Annotated in this window: 24 protein-coding genes; 4 read left to right on the top strand and 20 right to left on the bottom strand. The window is 37.2% G+C overall.

Translation table 11 applies throughout. The annotated features are described in order from the left end of the window. Positions 1-10: 10 nt before the first annotated feature. The 12 genes from spoIIAB to WQ54_RS06105 form a co-directional block, all read right to left on the bottom strand. Positions 11-451 carry an anti-sigma F factor gene (gene spoIIAB, locus WQ54_RS06160; RefSeq protein ID WP_046513595.1) on the bottom strand — a complete coding sequence of 147 codons (441 nt, stop codon included), beginning with the start codon at positions 449-451 and terminating at the stop codon, positions 11-13. Then, positions 448-801, bottom strand: a complete 354-nt coding sequence (gene spoIIAA, locus WQ54_RS06155) for an anti-sigma F factor antagonist (protein ID WP_046513593.1) — start codon at positions 799-801, stop codon at positions 448-450. The genes spoIIAB and spoIIAA overlap by 4 nt, the downstream gene beginning before the upstream one ends. A gap of 96 nt (positions 802-897) precedes the next feature. Next, entirely contained in the window at positions 898-2,064 is a 1,167-nt protein-coding gene (locus WQ54_RS06150) for a D-alanyl-D-alanine carboxypeptidase family protein (protein WP_046513590.1), read from the bottom strand. Positions 2,065-2,727: 663 nt separating this feature from the next. Continuing rightward, positions 2,728-4,029, bottom strand: coding sequence for a pyrimidine-nucleoside phosphorylase (locus tag WQ54_RS06145; protein ID WP_046513588.1), 1,302 nt, complete (start codon positions 4,027-4,029; stop codon positions 2,728-2,730). A 25-nt stretch (positions 4,030-4,054) separates the two neighbouring features. Next, positions 4,055-4,873: a purine-nucleoside phosphorylase gene (locus WQ54_RS06140; protein WP_046513585.1), complete on the bottom strand. Its 819-nt coding sequence runs from the start codon at positions 4,871-4,873 to the stop codon at positions 4,055-4,057. Then, positions 4,873-6,069, bottom strand: coding sequence for a phosphopentomutase (deoB, locus tag WQ54_RS06135; RefSeq protein ID WP_046513582.1), 1,197 nt, complete (start codon positions 6,067-6,069; stop codon positions 4,873-4,875). Before deoB ends, WQ54_RS06140 begins: the two co-directional genes overlap by 1 nt. Before the next feature lie 266 nt (positions 6,070-6,335). Beyond that, on the bottom strand, positions 6,336-7,229 hold the full coding sequence (gene xerD, locus WQ54_RS06130) for a site-specific tyrosine recombinase XerD (RefSeq protein WP_046513579.1): 894 nt from the start codon (positions 7,227-7,229) through the stop codon (positions 6,336-6,338). Between the two features lie 6 nt (positions 7,230-7,235). Beyond that, on the bottom strand, positions 7,236-7,463 hold the full coding sequence (locus WQ54_RS06125) for a YqzK family protein (RefSeq protein WP_046513575.1): 228 nt from the start codon (positions 7,461-7,463) through the stop codon (positions 7,236-7,238). Positions 7,464-7,621: 158 nt separating this feature from the next. Further along, positions 7,622-8,104 carry a Fur family transcriptional regulator gene (locus WQ54_RS06120; protein ID WP_046513572.1) on the bottom strand — a complete coding sequence of 161 codons (483 nt, stop codon included), beginning with the start codon at positions 8,102-8,104 and terminating at the stop codon, positions 7,622-7,624. Between the two features lie 118 nt (positions 8,105-8,222). After that, entirely contained in the window at positions 8,223-8,876 is a 654-nt protein-coding gene (gene spoIIM, locus WQ54_RS06115) for a stage II sporulation protein M (protein ID WP_046513569.1), read from the bottom strand. 461 nt (positions 8,877-9,337) lie between these two features. Then, entirely contained in the window at positions 9,338-10,504 is a 1,167-nt protein-coding gene (locus tag WQ54_RS06110; protein ID WP_046513567.1) for a TIGR00375 family protein, read from the bottom strand. Positions 10,505-10,509: 5 nt separating this feature from the next. Further along, a complete protein-coding gene (locus tag WQ54_RS06105) occupies positions 10,510-11,058 on the bottom strand; it encodes an NUDIX hydrolase (RefSeq protein WP_046513564.1) in 549 nt (182 codons plus the stop codon). A 79-nt stretch (positions 11,059-11,137) separates the two neighbouring features. Here WQ54_RS06105 and mciZ point away from each other — a divergent pair, with 79 nt between their 5' ends. Both mciZ and WQ54_RS06100 read left to right on the top strand, forming a co-directional pair. Further along, a complete protein-coding gene (gene mciZ, locus WQ54_RS32445) occupies positions 11,138-11,287 on the top strand; it encodes a Z-ring formation inhibitor MciZ (protein WP_084821858.1) in 150 nt (49 codons plus the stop codon). Between the two features lie 75 nt (positions 11,288-11,362). Continuing rightward, on the top strand, positions 11,363-12,271 hold the full coding sequence (locus WQ54_RS06100) for an aldo/keto reductase (RefSeq protein ID WP_046513561.1): 909 nt from the start codon (positions 11,363-11,365) through the stop codon (positions 12,269-12,271). A gap of 52 nt (positions 12,272-12,323) precedes the next feature. On the opposite strand, the gene WQ54_RS06095 is transcribed toward WQ54_RS06100, so the two are convergent. Further along, positions 12,324-12,557: a YqkE family protein gene (locus WQ54_RS06095; protein ID WP_046513558.1), complete on the bottom strand. Its 234-nt coding sequence runs from the start codon at positions 12,555-12,557 to the stop codon at positions 12,324-12,326. Between the two features lie 586 nt (positions 12,558-13,143). Here WQ54_RS06095 and WQ54_RS06090 point away from each other — a divergent pair. Continuing rightward, positions 13,144-14,049, top strand: coding sequence for an alpha/beta hydrolase (locus WQ54_RS06090; RefSeq protein ID WP_046513556.1), 906 nt, complete (start codon positions 13,144-13,146; stop codon positions 14,047-14,049). 43 nt (positions 14,050-14,092) lie between these two features. Here WQ54_RS06090 and WQ54_RS06085 read toward each other — a convergent pair whose 3' ends face one another. The 7 genes from WQ54_RS06085 to WQ54_RS06055 all read right to left on the bottom strand — a co-directional run bounded on the left by WQ54_RS06085 (position 14,093) and on the right by WQ54_RS06055 (position 20,811). Next, on the bottom strand, positions 14,093-14,335 hold the full coding sequence (locus WQ54_RS06085; RefSeq protein WP_046513553.1) for a DUF2552 family protein: 243 nt from the start codon (positions 14,333-14,335) through the stop codon (positions 14,093-14,095). A gap of 12 nt (positions 14,336-14,347) precedes the next feature. Next, positions 14,348-14,671, bottom strand: coding sequence for an iron-sulfur cluster biosynthesis family protein (locus tag WQ54_RS06080; protein ID WP_046513550.1), 324 nt, complete (start codon positions 14,669-14,671; stop codon positions 14,348-14,350). 93 nt (positions 14,672-14,764) lie between these two features. Then, the gene (locus tag WQ54_RS06075) at positions 14,765-15,913 is read right to left on the bottom strand and encodes a Ger(x)C family spore germination protein (protein ID WP_197089552.1); all 1,149 of its coding nucleotides are present in this window, start codon (positions 15,911-15,913) and stop codon (positions 14,765-14,767) included. An 8-nt stretch (positions 15,914-15,921) separates the two neighbouring features. Further along, positions 15,922-17,376: a spore germination protein gene (locus WQ54_RS06070; protein WP_046513546.1), complete on the bottom strand. Its 1,455-nt coding sequence runs from the start codon at positions 17,374-17,376 to the stop codon at positions 15,922-15,924. Further along, a complete protein-coding gene (locus WQ54_RS06065; protein ID WP_046513543.1) occupies positions 17,369-18,457 on the bottom strand; it encodes an endospore germination permease in 1,089 nt (362 codons plus the stop codon). Before WQ54_RS06065 ends, WQ54_RS06070 begins: the two co-directional genes overlap by 8 nt. A gap of 255 nt (positions 18,458-18,712) precedes the next feature. Continuing rightward, the gene (locus WQ54_RS06060) at positions 18,713-20,113 is read right to left on the bottom strand and encodes an ATP-binding protein (protein ID WP_046513541.1); all 1,401 of its coding nucleotides are present in this window, start codon (positions 20,111-20,113) and stop codon (positions 18,713-18,715) included. After that, complete coding sequence (locus WQ54_RS06055; RefSeq protein ID WP_046513538.1) at positions 20,110-20,811, bottom strand: response regulator transcription factor; 702 nt, start codon at positions 20,809-20,811, stop codon at positions 20,110-20,112. Before WQ54_RS06055 ends, WQ54_RS06060 begins: the two co-directional genes overlap by 4 nt. 255 nt (positions 20,812-21,066) lie before the next feature. Here WQ54_RS06055 and WQ54_RS06050 point away from each other — a divergent pair, with 255 nt between their 5' ends. Then, positions 21,067-22,824 carry a SulP family inorganic anion transporter gene (locus tag WQ54_RS06050; protein ID WP_046513536.1) on the top strand — a complete coding sequence of 586 codons (1,758 nt, stop codon included), beginning with the start codon at positions 21,067-21,069 and terminating at the stop codon, positions 22,822-22,824. Positions 22,825-22,897 lie beyond the last annotated feature (73 nt).

The raw sequence follows: 22,897 nt of genomic DNA, 5'->3' as shown, positions 1-22,897 counted from the left end.
AAGTCTCCCTTTAATTGCATAAAGCTTTACTTTTCGATAAATGTTTTGTCAGCCTGACTGTTGTCCCTTTAGTCTCTAAAGACTCAACAGAAATTTCATCCATAAAGTTTTCCATGATGGTAAAGCCCATGCCTGATCGTTCAAGTTCCGGCTTTGTCGTATATAGAGGCTGCCTTGCTTCCTCAATGTCAGGAATCCCAATCCCTTCATCCCGAATTGTCATATGAATGACTCCATCCTCTAATGTGACTGAAATATAAACAATCCCGTTTGGATCATTATCATATCCGTGAATGATGGCATTGGTTACAGCCTCAGAAACCACTGTTTTAATTTCCGTTAATTCATCCATCGTTGGATCTAATTGGGCAATGAACGCAGCAACAGTTACCCTTGCAAACGATTCATTTTGACTAAGTGCTGAAAATTGGAGGTTCATTTCATTTTTCAAGACGCCACCCCCAATGTTTGCAACGCTTTAGGCTCATCATCTTCCAAGCGGATAATTTTAAATAACCCTGACATATCAAATAATCGTTTAACAGCAGGAGAAATCGCACATACAACCATCTCTCCGCCAGAAGCTTTAATTTGTTTGTATCTTCCTAGTATGACTCCCAAACCAGAACTATCCATAAACGTCAATTTTTCTAGGTTTAACACAATATGCTTGATAGGATTTGCGGCTAACGTTTCCGTTACTCTTGAACGCAATTCTTCAGCTGCATGATGATCAAGCTCACCTGAAAGTCGTATGCATAAAACAGCTTCCTTTACATCAAGTTCAATTGCTAGACTCAAGGTTTTACCCCTCCTTAAATTCTGGATAAAAGAGTCTTTCTTGATTGAAGCTTTATTTTCCTGCATGGTGACAAAACTAGTGGATATTCGCCAACATTAGCTAGACTTTGTAAAATCACCCATTACACGTTGGAATAATTTCCACCAGTTTGCCGATGTTACATCTTTTTCAGCTACTAATTTGCTTTCAGCAATCACTTTACCCTCTTTTTTCAGCAGAAGAGATCCTAGCTCATCCCCTTTTTTAATAGGAGCTTGAACATTCTTTTCCAAGGTAATTTCCTGGGTTACATCATCAACAGTTTCTCCCTTTTTCGTAAGGACAGAAATCGGTTCAGAAGTCATTAAATTTGCTTCCTTTTCACTGCCTTTGCTAACCTTTACCCTTGTCAACACATGGTCTTTTTCAAAAAGAGGATGTGTCTGATATTGACTAAATGCATAATCAAGCATTTTTGTGACCTGTGCATTACGATCCTTAGGAGTATCGGCTCCGAACACAACGGCAATCACACGCATATTATCTTTTTTCGCTGTTGCTGTTAAACAATACTTTGCTTCATTCGTAAATCCTGTTTTTACTCCATCTACACCTGGATAAAACTTAACAAGTCGATTAGTGTTGACGAGCCAGAATTTTTTCTCTGTTCCCTCACGTAAGTAATCCTCATATTTACCAGTAAATTTTGTAATTTCCTCATACTTTAATAATTCTTTTGCCATAATAGCCATGTCATATGCAGAACTAAAATGGCCATCCTCAGGTAGTCCTGTCGGATTTTTAAAATGAGTATTTTTTAAGCCTAACTCAGCTACTTTTTTGTTCATCATATTGACAAACTCATCGGCAGAGCCAGCAATTTTTTCAGCCATAGCAACAGATGCATCATTTCCAGACCCAATCGCAATTCCTTTTAGCATCTGCTCAACAGTCATTTCTTCACCAGGCTCTAAAAAAATTTGCGAACCTCCCATTGAAGCAGCATATTCGCTTGTGCGTACTTTTTCATCCCATTTTATTTGATTTTTTTCAAGCGCTTCCATGATTAAAAGCATTGTCATTATTTTTGTCATACTTGCTGGAGGAAGCTTTTCATTACTATTTTTATCGTACAAAATCGTTCCTGTATCTCGTTCGATTAAAACAGCTGACTTCGCTTTATCTGCAAGTTCAACAGTAGTAGATTCTTTAGCAGCAAAAGCCGCTGGTGTGACAGAAAGAAGCATCGCTATAAGCGTTAAACATGAAAGTATCCGTTTCATTTCATAAGCCCTCCATTCTTTATACTTTCCATTTTTTCCAATGGCAGGGAAATTATACTTAGAATGGAAGTTTTTTTATTCATGTAAATCGATTGTAAGATGATAATGCCAATTACTAGTTTTGCCTGTCACATAGAAGTTTAAGAAGAGAGAATTTTGTGCGAAGAAGGGTGTTTCTATAGTGATTTATGGATTTTAATTGATATGGAGGGGATTATTTAATTTTGTACGTCTGATTTATCAAGAATTTAGATAAAAGTCGGGTTTATAGCAGGATCGGGGTAGTTTAGTAGACGCTAAGACTAAGGAATACCAGGCCACGTCGATTTTGTAGGATGTCGCATTTTTTACTGTCGGTATCATTTCTTTTGGAGTCAGGTTCTTTCTTCTCTATCACTTCTTCCACTTACCTTGTTACTTCATTTTCTATAGGTATTCTTCTTTTAGGCACCTGATCAAGACTCTTCCCCTATATGTCATCTTCTTACTTTTTTGGTGTCATGCTTCTTGCAGAAGTTATCAGATTTTTCAGGCACCTATCACACTATTTCCTTTAGGAGCCACGTCTTTCCACTTTAAAAGTCTCACCATTTTCAACGAATTCTCCAGCCCATCATACTCCATCAAAATAACCACAGCCTCTAGGCTGTGGTCCAACTAATCCTATTCAACAGTAGCATAAATTAATTTTGGTGCAGTAACTGTATTTTTCGAAAGCGTAATACTAGCGTACAATTTATTCTTCACATCTTCAACATCTTCACGATTACTATGTATCGTCACAAGTGATTCGCCTTTTTTAACGGCATCACCAATTTTTTTATTTAGTACTAAGCCAACAGCTAGGTCAATTTCAGATTCCTTTGTTGCACGCCCGGCGCCAAGCAGCATGGCAGCCGTTCCGACTGAATCTGCGATGATTTCTGCAACACAGCCATCTTCTTTTGCCTCTAATTCAGTAATATATTGTGCTTGCGGTAATTTATCAGGCTGCTCAACAACTGATCCGTCTCCGCCTTGTGCCTCCAGAAATGTTTTTAAAGTATTTAATGCTTTGCCATTTTCTATTGCTTCAACAAGTTTTGCACGTGCTTCGTCCAGAGAGTTTGCCTTTTCTGCTAAAAGAACCATATAACTGCCTAAAGTTAAGCATAATTCTTCTAAGTCCTTTGGACCTTTTCCACTTAACGTATCAATGGCTTCCTTTACTTCAAGAGCATTGCCGATTGCAAAGCCTAATGGCTGGCTCATGTCAGAAATAATCGCCATTGTTCTGCGGCCAACTAAATTTCCAATGTCGACCATTGCCTTTGCAAGTTCTTTTGAACCTTCAATATCTTTCATGAATGCTCCAGCGCCAGTTTTTACATCTAATACAATTGCATCCGCACCTGCAGCAATTTTTTTGCTCATGATTGAGCTTGCGATAAGAGGGATACTGTTTACGGTTGCTGTTACGTCTCTAAGTGCATAAAGTTTTTTGTCTGCTGGAGTAAGATTTCCGCTTTGCCCGATGACAGCGAGCTTGTTTTGATTGACTAGCTCAATAAATTTTTTGTTTTCAATTTCTACGTGAAAGCCTGGTACAGACTCAAGCTTGTCAATGGTTCCTCCAGTGTGCCCTAATCCACGGCCGGACATTTTTGCTACTGGTACTCCAACTGCTGCTACTAATGGTCCTAATACTAATGTAGTTGTGTCGCCTACTCCACCTGTACTGTGCTTATCTACTTTTATGCCTTCAATATCGCTTAAGTTGATTTTATCACCGGAATCAACCATTGCCATTGTAAGCTCTGCACGTTCATTATCGGTCATTCCCTGGAAGAAAATCGCCATTGTTAAAGCACTCATTTGGTAATCCGGAATATCGCCTGCTGTATATCCTTTAATGATATAGTGGATTTCTTCTTTTGTTAATTCCTGACCATCTCTTTTTTTCTCAATTAAGTCTACCATTCTCATGCTTAATCTCACCCTTATATTAGTTTTAGCGAATCTTCTCTATAATGCTTTTTACTAGCATTAAGAAATTAACACGTACTTTTTCGGTTGTCTCCATAACTTCATCATGTGATAATGGCTGATCCAAAATACCTGCTGCCATATTAGAAATACAAGAGATTCCTAACACATTTATTCCTGCATGCCTTGCTATAATTACTTCTGGCACTGTTGACATCCCTACCGCGTCTCCTCCTATGATACGAAGAGCGCGAACTTCCGCCGGGGTTTCATACGACGGGCCGGTATTCGCTACATAGACTCCTTCTTGGAGTTTAATGTTTAACTCATTCGCAGTATTTTTTGCCAACTCTCTTAGGTTTCTACTGTAGCTTTCTGACATATCCGGAAACCGTACTCCGATGTTAGAATCATTCGGTCCAATTAATGGGTTCGTCCCCATATTATTGATATGATCGGTAATTAACATTAAGTCTCCAGCTTCAAAAGATTCATTAATGCCGCCTGCAGCATTTGTGACAATCAATGTTTTGACGCCTAATTCCTTCATAACGCGAACTGGCGCAGTAACTTTGTCTAAACTATATCCTTCATAAAAATGAAAACGTCCTTGCATTGCAACTACATTTGCGCCATTTAATCGGCCAAAAACAAGCTGTCCTGCATGCCCTTCAACCGTGGAAACAGGAAAGTTTGGAATCTCATGATAAGGGATTTTTACAGGCTGTTCGATCTCATCAGCTAAAACTCCAAGGCCCGATCCTAAAATTAACCCGATCTTTGGCGTCTCCTGATATTTCTCCTTTAAATAACTTGCAGCTTCTTTAATATTTTCATAATTCATTAAGATCCATCCCCCTTCAACTCAGTTAAGAAGCTTTTTCCGTATTTTGGCAGCTTTACGTTGAAGTTATCAGCAATTGTCGCTCCAACATCTGCAAATGTATTTCTTAGCGGCAGCTCCTTACCCGCTTTATATTTCGGACTATAAACTAGTAATGGTACATACTCTCTAGTATGATCTGTTCCGTGGTGTATTGGATCATTTCCATGGTCAGCCGTGACAATAAGCAAGTCTTGTTCGGTTAATTTTTCCAGCACCTCAGTTAGTCTTTCATCATATTCCTCTAGCGCTTTTCCATAACCAGCGGGATCACGGCGATGACCAAATAATGCATCAAAATCAACTAGGTTAACAAAACTGATGCCGGTAAAATCCATCCCTACCGTATCAAGTAATTTATCCATGCCATCCAAATTGGATTTTGTTCTTAAAGATTTTGTGATTCCTTCTCCATCGTAAATATCAGATATCTTTCCAATTGCCAAAACATCATATCCACTATCTTTAAGTTCATTCATAACTGTACGATCAAATGGTTTTAATGCATAATCGTGACGATTTGCTGTTCTTGTGAAATTTCCAGGCTCTCCTACAAATGGACGGGCAATGATCCGTCCAACCATGTATTTCTCATCTAATGTCAATTCACGGGCTATTTCACAAATTTTATATAATTCATCTAATGGAACAATTTCTTCATGAGCAGCGATTTGCAATACAGAATCTGCTGATGTATAGACTATTAAAGACCCTGTCTTCATATGTTCTTCGCCTAATTCATCTAAAATTTCTGTTCCGGATGCAGGTTTATTTCCAATGATTTTTCGTCCTGTTTTTGCTTCTAAATCATTGATCAGCTCAGGTGGAAATCCATCCGGAAACACTCTAAATGGTTTTTCAATATGAAGGCCCATAATTTCCCAATGCCCTGTCATTGTATCCTTGCCAGTTGATGCTTCCTGCATTTTTGTATAAAAAGCTAATGGCTGAGCTTGTTTTGGTACCCCTTTAATTTCTCGTATATTGCTGAGTCCGAGCTTGGCCATATTCGGCATATGCAATCCACCCATATGCTCTGCTATATGGCCAAGAGTATCAGATCCAAGATCATTAAACTTTTCTGCATCAGGGGCCTCTCCAATGCCAACTGAATCCATCACGATTAAAAAAATTCGTTTATATGTATAATGTGACATCTACATCCTCCTTTATTATCTAATCTTACTGTGCCAATTATTAGCTTAATCCATTCGATAACGTCAACTTGTCAGAAGTCTGACAACCTTTCGTTACTTTTATTATAAACCCCTTTCATGATAAATGACAACTTTTAAAATGAGACTCTTTTCATTTCACCAATAGGCTCTATTTCTGAACCTGCAGTCCAAGAGCTTTTCACCTTACGTTCCAATCAACAAAGTGGCAAAAACAACAAAAAGCATCCCGTTTTGGAGATGCCTTGTTAAGCCCTTGGATGGAATTGATTGTAAACATCCTTTAATCGAGCTTTTGTTACATGTGTATAAATTTGTGTTGTTGAAATGTCTGCATGTCCAAGCATTTCCTGAACGGCTCTTAAGTCCGCCCCATTTTCGAGTAAATGTGTGGCAAATGAATGCCTTAATGTATGCGGGGTAAGTTCTTTTTCAATTCTTGCTTCCAAAGCTATTTTCTTTAAGTTCTTCCAGAAACCTTGCCGGGTAATTCGCTTTCCGTGATGATTGACGAAAAGGGCTTCTGTAGGCTGCTTTGCGTTTAATAGCTTTGGTCTTCCATTTTCAATATAATTTGTGATAACCTCTGTTGCTGTTTGACCGATTGGTACAATCCGTTCTTTATTCCCTTTTCCAAAGCAGCGAATAAATCCCATTGTTAAATGAACATCTGTTAAATTCAAATCGATCATTTCACTAACACGGATTCCTGTTGCATATAAGAGCTCTAACATTGCTTTATCACGATAGCCAAATGGTGTTGTAAGCTTTGGGGTTTCAAGAAGCTTTTCAACTTCTTGCAGGGAAAGAATCTTAGGTAAGCTTCGTTCTAATTGAGGTGATTCAATAAGTACGGATGGATCTTGGTCAGCTTGTTTTTCCCTAAGTAAAAATTGATGGAAAGAACGTATCGAAGCGGTATGTCTTGCAATTGTTTTACTAGATTTCCCTGCTTCTTTTAATGACTTTAAAAATTGAATGATATGAATACGGGTTACATCATTAAACGTTTCAATCTGCTGCTTCTCAACTAAATGATTTTGGTAGCTTTTTAAATCTCGTTCATAGGACATTATCGTATTATTGGATAAACCTCGTTCTACTATTAAATAATGGATGAAATCTTTTATTTGATCCTTCAAAATTGTCTACTCCCCATTGTCTAAAAAGAAAAGTAATCTGTTATACCAACTTTCCTCTTCATTGTTTACCATATTCGTAACCTTTAAAGCTGCTCCTTCTGGTTGATCATATCGATGCAATTCCTGGTACTCTAAGTTCACCCACATAATAGCATAATAGAATAAAATCGTAAATCCAGTAAATAAAATAAACACTTTTATCATATCTCTAACCGTTTTTAGCCAACGAATCATAAAGAACCTCCATGTTATTAAGATTTACCCAGTTTAGCCAGCCATTTGAAGGATCATATCTAAAAGAGGAATTATTAGGATTATTAGAAGATATGCCAAAAAGGACAAACTTTATACATGGATTTTTCAAAGGAATAAAAAAAGCCTAACGTTGGTTGTTAGACTTTGTTTACCTCACTATTAAGTTCTTGCTCACTATTTTCTTTTTCTTGACATTTCACACATATACCGTGAAATGTTAAGCGGTGATCTTTTATTTTAAATTTCCATTTACTTTCAACAATTTCTTCTACGTCTTCAAGTAAATCTTCTTCAATTTCAGCGACAGAACCACATTCAATGCATACTAAATGGTGATGAAAATGGGCTGCTCCTTCTTTTCGAAGGTCATATCTTGAAACGCCATCACCAAAGTTTATTTTATCGACAACTTTTAATTCAGTTAACAATTCCAATGTTCGATAGACAGTTGCTAAGCCAATTTCAGGTGCTTTTTCTTTAACAAGAAGGTATACATCCTCAGCACTTAAATGATCTTCTTCATTTTCCAGCAATACCCGAACGGTTGCCTCACGCTGCGGTGTCAGCTTATAACTAGCAGAATGCAGCTGCTTCTTGATCCGATCAATGCGGTTTTCCATAATACTCTTCCTCCCTCGCCGCGTTCCCAAAACCTATTATATATCATCAGGAAGGAAGGTGTCCAACTAAAATGATTATAATCTAACAAAAAGAATCAATATTAGATAATAATTATTATTATTTACTTACAAGCTCCACAATATTCTTCATTAAAAATGGAGATGCATATGCTTCAAAGCCGGAGGCTGCTATAGCCATAACTCCGATAAACAAAAATACGATCACATATCTCATAAATAAAGTGAACGGAGCCTCTAAGCTGTTTGATTTTTTTACAAACAGCTGTTTTATGATCTTTAATGAAAATGCAATGGCAACAGAACACATAATGATAAACGCTGGAATGAGCAATACATTTTGCGGGAGCACTGTGACAAATGATAATAAAAAACCTTTTAATCCTAATTGATTAACTAAAAAACCGACTGTAAAGCCTACCACTATCCCTTTAATAAACAACATGACTAATATTACTGGCAGGCCGATAATTGAAACACCTAAAATCCACATTAGCCCTAAGTATTTCAAGTTATGAAAAAAGCTCTGATGAAACATATCTGCTGAGCTTGCAACTTTCCCTTCAGCAACTTGTCCAAAAAAACGATTTAAATAGTAAAATAAATCTTCCTTCTGACTTAAATTCATACTATTAACAATGATCGCGCCAAATATAACTCCCATCAAAAATAGGACAAAAACAAACAGATAAATGGATGAATGATCCTTTAGATGCATCTTCATCATTTCACTAATTGGCGGTTGTTTACGCATAATAATTTCCTCCCGTCATTCACTTACTAGAGTATATGAGAGGATTGCTAATCTATGACTTAAAAAACATAAGGAGAAGTTTGAATCGCATTTTTAGTAGATTTCGCGGATGGTTCTGGTCTTATAATGCAGTATGCTGCGGAGGATCCTATCTTGTTATTTCACCAGGGTCTCGCATATCCGTTCCGATCAACATAGCAAAATGATGCATCGTCTTTTATATAGTGAGAATTCCATCAGTGGGTTTTCATTCTGGCCTGAGTAATTAGTGAAACTTATTACGTAATATCGCTGCATCCTTATGTTTCGCTTGGACAATATTCCTTCGTTGGGACTTTATGGCCCGTAATCCCCTACTTATCTTCCATCTTAACTACTCTTTCTTACATCTTAAAGCGGAAGATAAAAAGAAAAGAAGCTGTCTCAACGGGTTTACAACCCTTATTAGACAGCCTCTTCTCTTAAATACCAGTCACTTTTCCATACGTTCCACCGCCGCCTGAGATTACTTGAAGCCGACCCTCTCTTGCAGCTTCAATATAATCAGCTATTTTATCAGGTACGACTTTTTTTAGTTCAGTTTTAGGTACTTCGTGTAAGATATTCATCTCTGTACTAAACATATCCTTTAACTTATCCAATGTTTTCGGACCAATACCGGGAATAAATTGAAGCGGTACTTGATGAATATAGGGAGGTCGATGCCGGCTTTTGTCTATTTTGTTTGCTAATTCTTTAAGCCGATTTGAAACACCCTTAACAAACCGTGTACTTCCGCAGTTTTCGCATTCCTTTTGGCCCGCTCTCGGCTTTAAACCGCATTTTTCACAGGTTGTGTCATAATATTTTCCTAAATAAGGATTTAAGCCGAAATTCGCTTGAACTTTCCTGCCGCCTTCTTCAGCCAGCGCCATTTTCAGCTCTAAAAAGCTAGGCTCTTCTAATATGAGTTTTTGATATTCTCTTCCTATTTTCGGTAAGGAATGGGCATCCGAATTTGTTAAAAATGTATATTGATGAAGTTCACCAACTTGATCAGCCATCGTCGTATCTGAGCTTAGACCTAATTCAACTGCATCAATTAAGCTGCTATCAAAAACTTCTTCTAACGATTTCTCTACACCACTCCCATACATGCTCTTATGCGGAGTAAAAATATGGGCAGGAATAAACAACCCGCCTAGGCTTTTCACAACCTTTTGCAGTGTTTTTCCTTGTTCATAAATTCTTTGAGAACTTAGGTTAATATTTGTCATTCGTGAGGAAAGCCAAGAAGAAAATTCCTCCATCTTATCAAGTGACGGCATAAAAGCTAATATATGAATCGGCCCTTTGCAGGCTTCATCATAAATTTCAAGTTCGGTGCCGAGCATTAACGTAGTGTCCAAAAAGCGTATGCCACCGTTTTCTAATTCCATACATTCACCGGTTTCCACAAGCTTTTTTAATGTAATCAACACCTCTGGAACATGACAGTCGATAATACCAACGATATCAATACCCTTATGCTCGCTTGCTTCTACCAAAATATTTTCTAATGTAAGTGAGCGGGATGCCGTTATTTTCACTGGTTTTCCTGAAGTGGTTTGGCCAATATGAATATGTAAATCAGCAAAATAACTGTCCATTTGTTTTAGCGGAGCGCCTGTTTAAGCTGCAAATACTGAACAGCATACGCTGTTTTCGCATCATAAATGCGTTTGCTTTCGACCATTTCTTGCGCCTCCTCTAACGTCACCTCCAATACATCTAAGAATTCATCTTCATCTAGTTCTGCAGCATTTGTTAGCTTTTCCAAATTCTCCGCAATAAATAAATGGACAAGCTCATCCGCAAAGCCTGGTGATACATAAAACGAAATAAGGGGCTTTAAATCACTGCATGTATAGCCTGTTTCTTCTTCCAGCTCTCTTTTTGCAGTCGCTTCCGGCATTTCTCCTTTTTCCAGCTTACCTGCCGGAATCTCAACAAGTGTCCGGCCAAGCGGTTTACGAAATTGTTCAACCATTAGAATTTTATTTTCAGGAGTTATTGCGATAACGGCTACTGCTCCAGGATGTTTAACAATTTCCCGGGTGCTTGTTTTTCCATTAGGCAATTCCACCTCTTCTACATATACATCTATCACTCTTCCCTTAAAAATTTCCTTTGAGGAAAGGGTCGTTTCTTTTAAATGATCCATTCAATCAGCTCCTGTTCTATAAGCCTTCCTACCTTCATACATTCTATCATATCTTACCTGAAAGGATGATTTTTTAAGCGTGAAAATCTACCGGTTAGATAACGGAGTAGTCCTCGTAGGCAAGGCATGGGAGATTCTGACAAAATTAAAGGAATATCGTGAGTCTTATACAACCGTTGCTGAATGGCTTAATGATGAAAAACTGCAGGTTGAATCGAAAAAACGATAAGTGTTATAAGTTGCTTTTTCGCATTCTTTATACTACCCTCGAAAAGAAGATGACATTTGAACAAGGAGTGATATGATGCGAAAAAGACGACTTGGTCAATCTGATTTGTATGTAAGTGAAATAGGACTTGGCTGTATGTCGCTAGGGACGGAAGAAAAGCGTGCGCTTTCACTTATCGATAAGGCAATTGACCTGGGGATAAATTATTTTGATACAGCGGATTTATATGATGTCGGGCAAAATGAAGAGCTTGTAGGTAAAGCTGTTAAACATCGCCGAAATGACATCATATTGGCAACAAAAGTAGGTAACCGCTGGAGAGAAGATAAATCAGGATGGGATTGGGATCCTTCAAAAGCATACATAAAAGAAGCAGTTAAAAAGAGCCTCCAGCGTCTTCAAACTGATTTTATCGACCTATATCAGCTGCATGGCGGAACGATTGAAGACAATATTGATGAAACGATTGAGGCTTTTGAGGAATTAAAACAAGAAGGGGTTATTCGCCATTATGGAATCTCTTCGATTCGACCTAATGTAATTAAAGAATACTTAGATAAATCTAGTATTGTTTCAATTATGATGCAGTATAGCCTTTTAGACCGGCGCCCAGAGGAATGGTTTTCCTTCATCAAAGATAGAGGTGTTAGTGTTATTGCCCGCGGCCCGCTCGCTAAAGGACTGTTAACTGACAAACCGCTGGATCAAAAGCTAAAGGATCAGGGATATCTTTCTTATACAAAAGAAGAACTAGAGGCTTTTTTAGTGAAATTTGAAAGCATTCATTCATCACATGCTATGACCGAGCTTGCCTTACAGTATTGCCTTTACCAGGATGTCGTTGGTGCGGTTATCCCTGGTGCAAGTAAAATTCAGCAATTAATCGAAAATGCAGCTGCAGGAACTTCAGAACAACTAACTGCTCAAACACATGAACAGCTGCAACAACTTGCAAAGCTGGATCAATATGAACAACATCGTTAAAACAAATGCTCTTAATCATTGAAACCGGGACCTGCTTGCAAAGGTCCCGGTTTTATTTAAAATCCTTCCACGTTAATGAACTTTCATTTAAAAGCTCTTCAAAGCTTTTGTTTTTCTCTCTTTGCTTTCGTTCTTCAATTTTTTTACGTTCGAGAACTGCTTCTCTTTCTTCTTGCTCTTTTGTTAAGCCTTTTTTTACGGCCTTTAATTTCTCCACTAAATCATGGTTTAAATGATCTGATACACTAACCGTTTGATCATCCTTTTTCTTATTAGACTTTTTCATCCAAGTGCCTCCTCTTACCATCTCTCATACAAAGTATAAAAAAGTTTTGTCTTATTTTAAAGGATTTACTACTGAAAATTAATTAAATCCCCGCTTGCATATTTTTTACCTATTACAGACATTTTAATAGATAGAAAGGAGCGATTTAAGTGGCAAAGCAACAAGGACAAAAAGGAAAACCAAATGCAGATACATCAAAAAAGATGATGGCAGCCGAAGAAGTAGATAAAGCCATACACCCTACAAAAAGACAAAATTCACCGCAATAATAATAGGTACTAAGAAAAGCGGAAGGCGCAGCATTAGGCGACAACCATAAGGCAAATCGGAATAGAAGGTGTTCTTTACCTTCAATTCCGATTTGATTAGACCCTAAAGCCATGGCGCCTGGAGCTTGACACAAAAACTAAGTACAAATTTTATACTCCCTCTATAAAATAAGCCCTTTCTCTTACTAAAAGCAGTCGATTTTTAAATCACTGCTTTTTTGTCTTTTGAAACACTTCAAGCCTTAGCGATGCATTTGTTATAATGAAGAGAGATCAAATGGGACTTAGAAGGTATAACTTAAATAAAGGAGTTGCCTATGAAAAAAGTTTTTTTCGGACTGTTTATTATCCTCTCATACATTTTTATTGTAGGAATTTTCTTTACGAATAAAATGATGTACATAAAAAAGAAAACAGATAAAGAAATCATTGAGCGGGAAACGATGCTAGAGCTTTATAACCAAGAAGAGTTCGATGCGTTAGAAAAAAAACATTTCTCTATTCCATCCCGGTTTGGGTATTTGCTTAAAGGCTCACTTATTGAGCCCCATGGAACAAACCGTTACATCATCTTATGCCACGGAGTTACAGTAAATCGCCTTAATTCTGTGAAATACATGAATTTATTTATACAAAAAGGCTGGAATGTTTTGATATACGACCATCGCAGACATGGTGAAAGCGGCGGGAAAACAACAAGCTATGGTCATTATGAAAAGTTTGACCTTCAATCAATTGTTCACTGGTTAAAGCAAGAGGCTGGAGACTCCATTGTTTTAGGTATTCATGGAGAATCAATGGGTGCTGTTACAACATTACTTTATGCTGGTATGGTCGAAGATGGAGCTGATTTTTATATTGCAGATTGCCCTTTTTCTGAGCTTGAGGCACAGCTGTTATACCGATTAAAAGCTGAATTTAAAATTCCCAGCTTTCTTGTGATGCCAATTGCAAAGCCTTTTGTTCAGCTTCGTGACCGCTATTCACTTAAAGAGGTGTCGCCAATTAATTCAGTCGTTAATATTAACAGCCCTGTTCTTTTTATCCATAGTAAGGATGACGATTATATCCCTTCTCAAATGACACAGCAACTTTATGACAAAAAGATAGGGACAAAAAAACTCTACATTGCTGAAAAGGGTTCACATGCAATGTCATATGCTGACAATCGCGAAGATTATTCAAAGGTAATTGATGACTTTTTCACTGAAATTGGATTATAAATAATAAAAAGGCTGCCCTGTTTGGAGGTGACAGCCTTACATTTTATCCTAGCACATCTGAAATATTCTCCATATTATTCTCCATCCACTGAATAGCTTCATCAATGGTTGGAAATTCCTGTGCTTCAAACGTCATTTCATCCTGAAGCAGCCATACATCTTTTGTTTCGTCATGAAACCCGCCAATCGACCAATGCAGCAGACTGTATGGATGATTATCATTTAAAAAAGATACCCATGTCTTATTTAAGGCAACATTTTTTATTGATTTTAATCGATCCTTCACCTATTTTTTCCCTCACTTTACTAACAAGCTCATACGCGGATTTAATATTTGTGAAGGGCTTTTTAACATAAAACAATTGGCAGTTTTGTTAAAGGAAACGGTAAGCTCTTCATCTAAAAAGACCATTTTTGTTCTCTCAACAAATAACGGTATTTCATTTGTTTCAATCTTAATATCATCAGCATCCTGCTCATCTACAAGCCATAAGGATGTCACACCGCTCATTACACATCCGCAGCCTTCTGTATCATATTTTAATTTTAAAACTTTATTTTTATTTTCTTCAAGTTTAGGTGATATTTGCTCAAGTGCTTCTTTAGTAAATGTTACCTGCATACTATTCTCCTTCGCAACAAACTATATCCCTAGTTTATCATACCCTGTTATTTCATGCATTGACTATCCGTTGAATGGATAATACGAATTTTTTTAATTTTGCCTTTTTGTATTTGCATCTGAGTTTTTGCTTTTATATTTATCAATACTATATAATGTTTCCACCTTCACCTTAACATTCGCCATATCAATTGGTTGTTCCTGTTTATTGTTTTTCCATTCATGATAATGGTATCGATACAAGTTGTCCTCCAATTGAAATATATCTGCACCGATCTCTTTCCCTGCAATGAACGTTTTTTTCACTTCTTTTTTTACTGCATCTTCCACTTTCTTTATAAACTTTTCTTGGGATAAGTGACTATCTAAGCTCTGTTTTACTATGGCTCTTAATCGTACAATAACGTTATAATTCAATCCATTAACATTCTTTTTCAATTTTATTTTCGGCTCTATTAGTTCTACGGTTACTAGATTGTCTTTTTCTTCGTTAATTGTTGTAATCGATCTGTTCGACTCATTGTTTGTCCAAATAAAGCCGCGTAAATCTGATGTGGATAACCAGCCTTTATATGCTTTATTTGAAAGAATGTAAGCTCCATTGATGACCGCAGTCTTTTTAGGCCTATCCTCTTTAAGAATATTTTGTTCGTTAAGTGAAACAGATGGAATGATGGTTGTCATTGCTTTTTCATTAAATCTCCAAACAAATTCTCTTAACGTAATTGCTGGAATCGTGGAGCTCTGCTGATTTCCTTCATCAGGCTGATTTAACCTTGAGTAAGAAAACGGAAAGTCAAATATCACCGTTGAAGTAAAAATGTCTTCAAAACTCATATTTGTCCCATATGCCCATGCCGTTAACCGGACAGTAAAATTAGATGTTAGTGATTGAAATGCCTCTTCAAGCTGTTTTGATTTAATAATCCCTTCACCGAAAACGATTAAATTTAACTGTTCGAAATTCACCCGCATTTGAACTGATTGATAAATGTCTGTTAATGCGGCTTCAATGGTATTTCCTTTCCCCTTCGCCAACCAAACAGGTACCGACTGCGAGCTCTTCCCTTGATCAGTTTTAGCAACGTTACTAAAATCAAGAAATTGGATAACAACATTGTATTCATCATCTATATAGTCAATTCCCATGCCAACAGCGTATGCTTGATTATAAATTTCCTTGGCACTTCCACAGCTTGAAAGAAATATTAACATTGATGCAAATATCAATAGCTTACTCAATCGGAACCTCATTCAGTTTCACCTAACCTTGAAGAGTCCTTTTGCTTTAATCCAGCTCCGCGCTTATCTTTTATTTCTTCAGGCAACTTTATAAAGATTGACAAGAAATCCTTCCAGGTCAGATTTGTATATAAGGACAAATACGGAAAACCGAATGACTTTAAATTAGCTAAATACATCACAATCGAAATGAAACCAATGATAACACCAAAAATCCCCATGACATAGCTCAAGATGACAACATATAATCGTAAAATAAAAATATTTCCTGCAAGTGATTGATTCACAAGCGTAAAGCTTGCAATGGCTGTAACGCCTATAACAACGAGCATCGTTGGCGATGTAATGCCTCCTCTTATCGCTGCATCCCCTATGATCAATCCGCCTAAAACCGCTACTGTTTGACCAACAGCTTTAGGCAGGCGTGCCCCCGCCTCTCGAAACAATTCAAACATAATTAACATTATGATAATCTCTATAAAGGCTGTAAATGGAAGCCCCATTCTTGATAATGAAATTGTAGCTAATAATGGCAGCGGTAATTGTCCGACATTATGAGTTGTTAGAGCCGTATACAATCCTGGCAGGAAAATTGTAACAATTAAGCCAAATAAGCGGAGTAGCCTTTCGACTGAAGCATAAAAAAAGCTTGTATGCCCATCTTCTGAGGTTTTTATTAAATATCCTAAGTTTGCAGGAGCAACCAAAGCAGTTGGTGCTCCATCAACAATGATGGAAAACCTTCCTTGGTTTATCGATTCAACAACATAATCTGGTCTTCCCGTATAATCCACTAACGGAAACAATGATAGAAGCTGTTTCTTCGCAATATGCTGTTCCATTTGTGCACTTCCAGTGAGGATATCGATTTCTATGTTTTCTAATCGCTCTTTAATTTCTTTTAATAATTCTGAATTTATAATATCTGTTATATAAAGAAGCGCTACCTTTGTTTGAGTTCGTTTCCCTACTTTATATTCTTCGACAATAAATGAAGCTGTTTTTAAACGCTTTCTAACTAATCCAATATTTGTACCTATTTCCTCCACAAATCCATCCTTTGGTCCCCTTACCGAAACTTCTGTAATTGACTCATCAGGTGTTCGGGAAGGTATTTTACTGATATCATAAAAATAGACCACATCATTCTCCCATGTTGTCACCATTAGTTTCCCTGAAAAAATAAAACTGCAAATATCATCAGGCGTTATTTGCGCCTTTTCCACTGCGCTTATTTGTATCGAGTTTTTCAGCGATTCAAGTAATTTCTCAACAGATTCATGTTGATTCATCGGCAGCAATACAAATTGATTTACTATATTTGTATCAACTAATGGTTGACAAAACACCACCAAAATCTTTTCTCCTTCTCCTATTAATATTGTTTTTATCACAACATCTGAAGACGAATAAAACAGATTTTGCATTCCCTCAACTGTATACTCAACGTTATTCTCAACCATCCTGCTTCACCTTCTCCAGCTTCTTTTTATGATTTTGAAGGGTAAGAAAAACAAATAGAATAGCTAGTTGAATCGTTAATACAAGTAATGAAGCCGGCATAAAAAACGTATATACAAATTCATAAAATGTGTGTTGATCAATCCGATAGAAACATCCAATCATTAGAACAAGATAAATTGAGATAACTGTGTACTTCTTTTGTTTCTTTCTTGTAAGCAGGTAACTTGCTATTAATACATATAAACTTGTTCTTAAGACTCCGCCTGCTAACCATTGATAAATGGCGAAAAAGTCTACATGTGAAAAGTAATTTCCTATTGTGAGTATCCGCCACTGTTCAAATGCCGGATAGCGATATATAGATGCTTGGTCAGGGCCAAATTCTGTAATTGCCCCTATTGTAGGTCCAAGCATCAAACCTACAATAATCCCGCCGATTAGAAAGATCTTTTTAGTTGTCATTGTTTTATTGTCTACATGAGGAATGATCATAATAATGAATAGTTCTACTAACGGCAGCATTGTATAAATAAGCCCGTTAAGAATTGGCATATATCCGTCTTCAAAAATAGGGAATAGCAATTCATACTGTTTATTTTTCACATTCACTGTCATGACAAATATGCCTAACACTACTACCAACGGCAATAATATTCCACTTAAGATTGCTAATGATTGTGTTCCTGATTTTGTTCCAAGATAACATATAAACAGAAAAACAATGACAATGATTTCATATTTTATATCTGGTATATATGAAATATGGCTCCAAATTACGATATCTTTGCTCGTTATGAAAGCGGAGAAAATTAGATAAAGAACGAACGGACCTACAAGCAAATAATAACGAAACGGAGATAAGTTTTCCTTCCAATCGGTAACACTTATCTTTCCTGATAGCTTGACTAATTTCCCTAAAATAAATAACCATAGAATCATGGGCAATACGGTAACAATAATTGTTATCCACGAATCACGTCCAGAGACTGATAGCAATGCAGGGATCGTTTGTACATGAGCAAATAGGCCAATAGCTAGCATAATCATAAAAACCAATAATAAAAATTTAATTGGACCCACTAGATCACCGACTTTCAGCCTTATTATCTTCTTCGGAAAATATTTCTATTCATAGCTACAACAGGGAAATTTTTATATTATCCCTGAACGTTCGGCATTTTAATATCTATATTGTGGATCTTTATAGGGGTGGACCTCAAAAATATCGTTTTAAGATGCTTCTACAGAAGAAGCATCGGTGGAAAAAGAAAAGAGTCAAAAGATGAGAGGTTTGTTTTTCATCCTTTAACTCTTTTTATTTTACATAATTCATTCTCAGGAATTCTCTCTTACCCTGAATGGAAGAGTGATCGAGAATGATGTTCCTTTATTTAGCGTACTTTTCACCTTTATGTCACCCTCTAATAATATAACAAGCTGCTTGACAATAGATAATCCTAAACCTGTACTTCCCTGCCTGTCTGAACGAGACTTGTCAGCCTTATAGAATCTCTCAAAAATATAGGGAAGATCATGTTCTGATATACCAATTCCCGTATCCTCTATTACAAGATTTACTTTCTTTTTGTCCGCATAGCCAGCAATTTTCACATCCCCATTGGACCTGTTATAGCGAATAGCATTTTCTAATAAATTCATTAAAATCTGCTCTAAGCGGACTGCATCTGTGTAAATAAAAGGGATCCTGTCATCTATTTCCTTCAGAAGGCGCAATTTCTTCTTTTTGGCTTTTAATCCAACCTTCGTCAGGCAATTTTCAATCAAATCATGAAGATTAACCCAATTAAAGTGAAGGTCTAACTGCCCCCCATCGATTTTTGACAGCTCAAACAAATCAGCAACCAAAACATTTAATTGGTTCACTTCATCAAGAATAATGGATAAATAAAGGTCCTTCTCTTTTTCATTCTTATACAATTTATCATGAATAACCTGTGTATAACCTTTTATATATGAAATAGGTGTTCGCAAATCATGGGATATATTCGCAAGAAATTCTGTTTGCCTGTTTCTGTATCCTTCTAGTTCGTGACCTAAATCATTAATCGCTGCTGCCAAAGAGCCTACCTCATCATTTGAAGTAATGGCAACTTTTCTATAAAACTTCCCTTTTGCTACATCTCGCGTTACTTTTTCCATTTGCAATAAAGGCGAAGCAAGCTTTTTAGAGGCGATATAGGTAAAGCCCAGCGCCATACATAGAGCACCTAGCAATGAGGCTAATAGCAAAAGCTCTATATGATGGATTGTCTGTTTTATTTGTTCCGCCTTAGAAAATACCAATATTGCCCCGTTTACTTTGTCATCTATTTGCAGCGGCTTCCCAGAAGCAAGATAATTCTTTTGATTATAGGGGTTAAAATAATCTTGTTTTACAGCTTTCCCTGAATAAACCGATGAAAGCAAATTTCCAGAAACTTTAGTTTCCTGCGGTAAATGCTGATCATTAGACGTATATAATACCTTTCCTTCCCGGTCAATAATGCAAATTTCTGTTTTTGTTAATCGTGCTACGGTTTTCAATGAATCCATATCCTTTAAATCTGTTAAGGTGCGGGAATATTGGTAGGCTAATTGGTCGATTTGGTGGCGTGCTTCACTAAAATAGAATCTAGCAAAAAGCTGATCGATCGTATATGTCAATGGGAGAATGACGCACATTAAGATAATAAATATAGTGCCTCCGAGTTTAAAAACAATGCTGTTCCATTTCATACAGGTTCATCCGACTGATTTAACTTATAGCCCACACCCCAAATTGTTTCTATTGGATTATATGTAGGTATTTTTTCCTTCACCTTTATTCGGATATTCTTAATATGAGAATCAACAGCCCTATGATCTCTTGTATCTTTCATCCCCCAGATGACATCAAGCAATAAATCTCTAGTAAAAACCCGTTGAGGCTGATTTGCCAACAGATAGAGAAGATCATATTCCTTCGGGGTTAAATTTAACTTCTCTCCTTTAACTAAGATCGTTCTGCTCTCTGTTTGTATTCTCATTAAATGGTTGCCGATCATTATCTCCTTTTGCTTTTGAGGATCATTCATATCAGAACGTCTTAACAAAGCCTTGATTCGAGCAATCAACTCATCAGGCTCAAATGGTTTTCCTAAATAATCATCTGCCCCGATATCTAATCCGTAAATTTTATCTTTTAACTCGTTTCTCGCTGTTAACATGAGGATAGGTGTTTGCTTTTCTTTTCTAATCGCTTTGCAAATCTGCCACCCGTTAATCGTTGGGAGCATGATGTCTAGTACGATTAAATGGAAATCTGCTGATGTGAGGATGGCCAATGCCTGCTTACCGTCCTCCGCCTCTATTACCTCATATTCTTTTTCTAGATAAATTTTTAATAAGTTTCTCATATTCCATTCATCATCAACCAGCAATATTTTCTTCTTCATCGATCTCCTCCGGCTTAGATATCTTTATAAGAATGACTATCTTCAATTTTCCGATCTCTTTAAACTTTACCTATAACAAAAAAGAATTTGTAGACAATATCTCAAAATTGAAACTATTGATATACTGTTATTTGAAAAAATAGGACATATGGAACAAAATTGAAAAACTCCATAATTTCTCCAAATTTACTGATTACATTATTAAATACCGCGCAATTATGTTTAAAAAAGAAACGTAAAGGGAGGATGTTATGGATGTCTGGTTCTAGCAGGTTTGCAAATTACACGTTTACACATTTTCAAAAAGATCTTGTTGCAGGGTTGATAGTTGGAATTGTTGCTATTCCACTGGCAATGGCTTTTGCTATCGCCTCAGGAGTAAGGCCGGAGTATGGGTTATATACATCTGCCATTGCCGGAATCATTGTGTCTCTTTTTGGAGGTTCAAGATTTCAGATTGCGGGACCTACGGGTGCATTTGTCCCAGTCTTATTAGGAGTAGTGATGCAGTTCGGCTATGAAAAATTATTGATCGCAGGTTTCCTTGCGGGCATCATGATTTTTCTTTTAGGTGTATTCAAATTAGGAAGGTTTATTAAGTTCATTCCTCGTCCTGTTACGATCGGGTTTACTGCTGGCATTGCTGTTATTATCTTTTCCGGTCAGATTGCTAATTTCCTGGGTTTAAGCGGCTTAGAAAAAGAGGAAGCCTTTCTTCTCAATTTGAAAGAAATCCTGATAAATATCCACACAGTGAATCTTTATAGCGTTTTAGTGGCGGCTATAAGCTTATTTATTGTCATTTTAGCACCAAAGTTTATGCCAAAAATTCCTGGAGCACTGCTAGGCTTACTTGTCTCAACTCTCGCAGCTTATGTATTCTTTCCTAACCAAGTTTCAACAATCGGTTCGACTTATGGAGCCATCCCCAATGAATTTCCAGGCTTTGAATTCCCGCAACTAACAATGAGCTTGGTGATTGAACTCCTTCCTGCGGCTTTCGTCATTGCCATGCTTGGAGGCATTGAATCACTATTATCAGCTTTAGTGGCTGACGGAATGACCAATAGTAAACACAACAGCAATAAAGAGCTAATTGGACAGGGCTTAGCCAATATGGTTACTCCTTTATTCGGCGGCATTCCAGCGACAGGCGCTATTGCTCGAACTGCCACAAATATTAAAAATGGTGCCGCCTCACCAATATCTGGTGTGACACATGGGGTTGTGGTTTTACTTGTGTTAGTGGTGCTTGCTCCATATGCTTCAGCTATTCCCCTAGCGAGCATGGCCCCTATCCTTATGGTGGTCGCTTGGAATATGAGTGAACGTAAAGAGTTCGCCCATATATTAAAAACCAAAACCATGGATTCTCTCGTCCTGACCGTAACCTTCTTATTAACTGTTTTTATCGACCTGACAACAGGCGTAGGCGTTGGTTTGCTTCTAGCACTTCTTGCTTTCGTTAAGCTGATGAGCGGTACCTTGAAAGTGTCAAAGGTATTACCGGATCCTGCCGATAAACTAGTTAAACCAGAGATGGTTCGGCAAGATTCCAATTGCCCGCAAATTAATATTTATACACTTGAAGGACCTTTATTCTTCGGTTCAACAGAACGGTTCGAAGCCGAAATGGAAGAGATCCTTCATGCTAAACCAAAAATTCTTTTATTAAGAATGAGCAAAGTTTCATTTATAGATACATCCGGAGAGGCGCTTCTCACTAAGATTGCCAAACAATTAAAGCCTCCGTACCATCATGTACTGATTTCCGGTCTTCAGCCTCAACCGAAAGAACTATTCGAAAAAACTGGATTTTATCAACTAGTAGGTGAGGAAAACTCCTTTTCGCGTACCGGTGATGCGATTGATCATGCTCTTTCAATTCTGGATGTTCAGCGCTGTAAAGGCTGTAAACAGTTTGCCTTTGACGAATGTGCCGTTCTTTCTCAACAGGCCCCAAAATCAGAACAAGTCAAACAAAATCGAAAACGGGAGCTAGGATTAGTTTAATTTGCGTTAACATATATATCCCGTAGGCTTACACCTTCTACGGGATATTCGTTTTCATGAGCCTTTAAATAGA

Source organism: Bacillus sp. SA1-12 (assembly GCF_000981385.1).
GTDB lineage: Bacteria > Bacillota > Bacilli > Bacillales > Bacillaceae > Metabacillus.
Note: the sequence above shows the minus strand (reverse complement) of the source record. Positions and strands in the feature narration are given on the sequence as shown.

What these genes read in the sequence shown, in the direction of transcription:
- WQ54_RS06080 (WP_046513550.1), bottom strand. Translation starts at nt 14,671, where the DNA reads ATGCAGGTAACATTTACTAAAGAAGCACTTGAGCAAATATCACCTAAA.
- WQ54_RS06120 (WP_046513572.1), bottom strand. Translation starts at nt 8,104, where the DNA reads ATGGAAAACCGCATTGATCGGATCAAGAAGCAGCTGCATTCTGCTAGT.
- WQ54_RS06150 (WP_046513590.1), bottom strand. Translation starts at nt 2,064, where the DNA reads ATGAAACGGATACTTTCATGTTTAACGCTTATAGCGATGCTTCTTTCT.
- WQ54_RS06090 (WP_046513556.1), top strand. Translation starts at nt 13,144, where the DNA reads ATGAAAAAAGTTTTTTTCGGACTGTTTATTATCCTCTCATACATTTTT.
- deoB (WP_046513582.1), bottom strand. Translation starts at nt 6,069, where the DNA reads ATGTCACATTATACATATAAACGAATTTTTTTAATCGTGATGGATTCA.
- WQ54_RS06105 (WP_046513564.1), bottom strand. Translation starts at nt 11,058, where the DNA reads ATGGATCATTTAAAAGAAACGACCCTTTCCTCAAAGGAAATTTTTAAG.
- WQ54_RS06055 (WP_046513538.1), bottom strand. Translation starts at nt 20,811, where the DNA reads ATGAAGAAGAAAATATTGCTGGTTGATGATGAATGGAATATGAGAAAC.
- WQ54_RS06050 (WP_046513536.1), top strand. Translation starts at nt 21,067, where the DNA reads ATGTCTGGTTCTAGCAGGTTTGCAAATTACACGTTTACACATTTTCAA.
- WQ54_RS06145 (WP_046513588.1), bottom strand. Translation starts at nt 4,029, where the DNA reads ATGAGAATGGTAGACTTAATTGAGAAAAAAAGAGATGGTCAGGAATTA.
- WQ54_RS06140 (WP_046513585.1), bottom strand. Translation starts at nt 4,873, where the DNA reads ATGAATTATGAAAATATTAAAGAAGCTGCAAGTTATTTAAAGGAGAAA.
- WQ54_RS06125 (WP_046513575.1), bottom strand. Translation starts at nt 7,463, where the DNA reads ATGATTCGTTGGCTAAAAACGGTTAGAGATATGATAAAAGTGTTTATT.
- WQ54_RS06095 (WP_046513558.1), bottom strand. Translation starts at nt 12,557, where the DNA reads ATGAAAAAGTCTAATAAGAAAAAGGATGATCAAACGGTTAGTGTATCA.
- spoIIM (WP_046513569.1), bottom strand. Translation starts at nt 8,876, where the DNA reads ATGCGTAAACAACCGCCAATTAGTGAAATGATGAAGATGCATCTAAAG.
- WQ54_RS06060 (WP_046513541.1), bottom strand. Translation starts at nt 20,113, where the DNA reads ATGAAATGGAACAGCATTGTTTTTAAACTCGGAGGCACTATATTTATT.
- WQ54_RS06100 (WP_046513561.1), top strand. Translation starts at nt 11,363, where the DNA reads ATGCGAAAAAGACGACTTGGTCAATCTGATTTGTATGTAAGTGAAATA.
- WQ54_RS06110 (WP_046513567.1), bottom strand. Translation starts at nt 10,504, where the DNA reads ATGGACAGTTATTTTGCTGATTTACATATTCATATTGGCCAAACCACT.
- WQ54_RS06070 (WP_046513546.1), bottom strand. Translation starts at nt 17,376, where the DNA reads ATGGTTGAGAATAACGTTGAGTATACAGTTGAGGGAATGCAAAATCTG.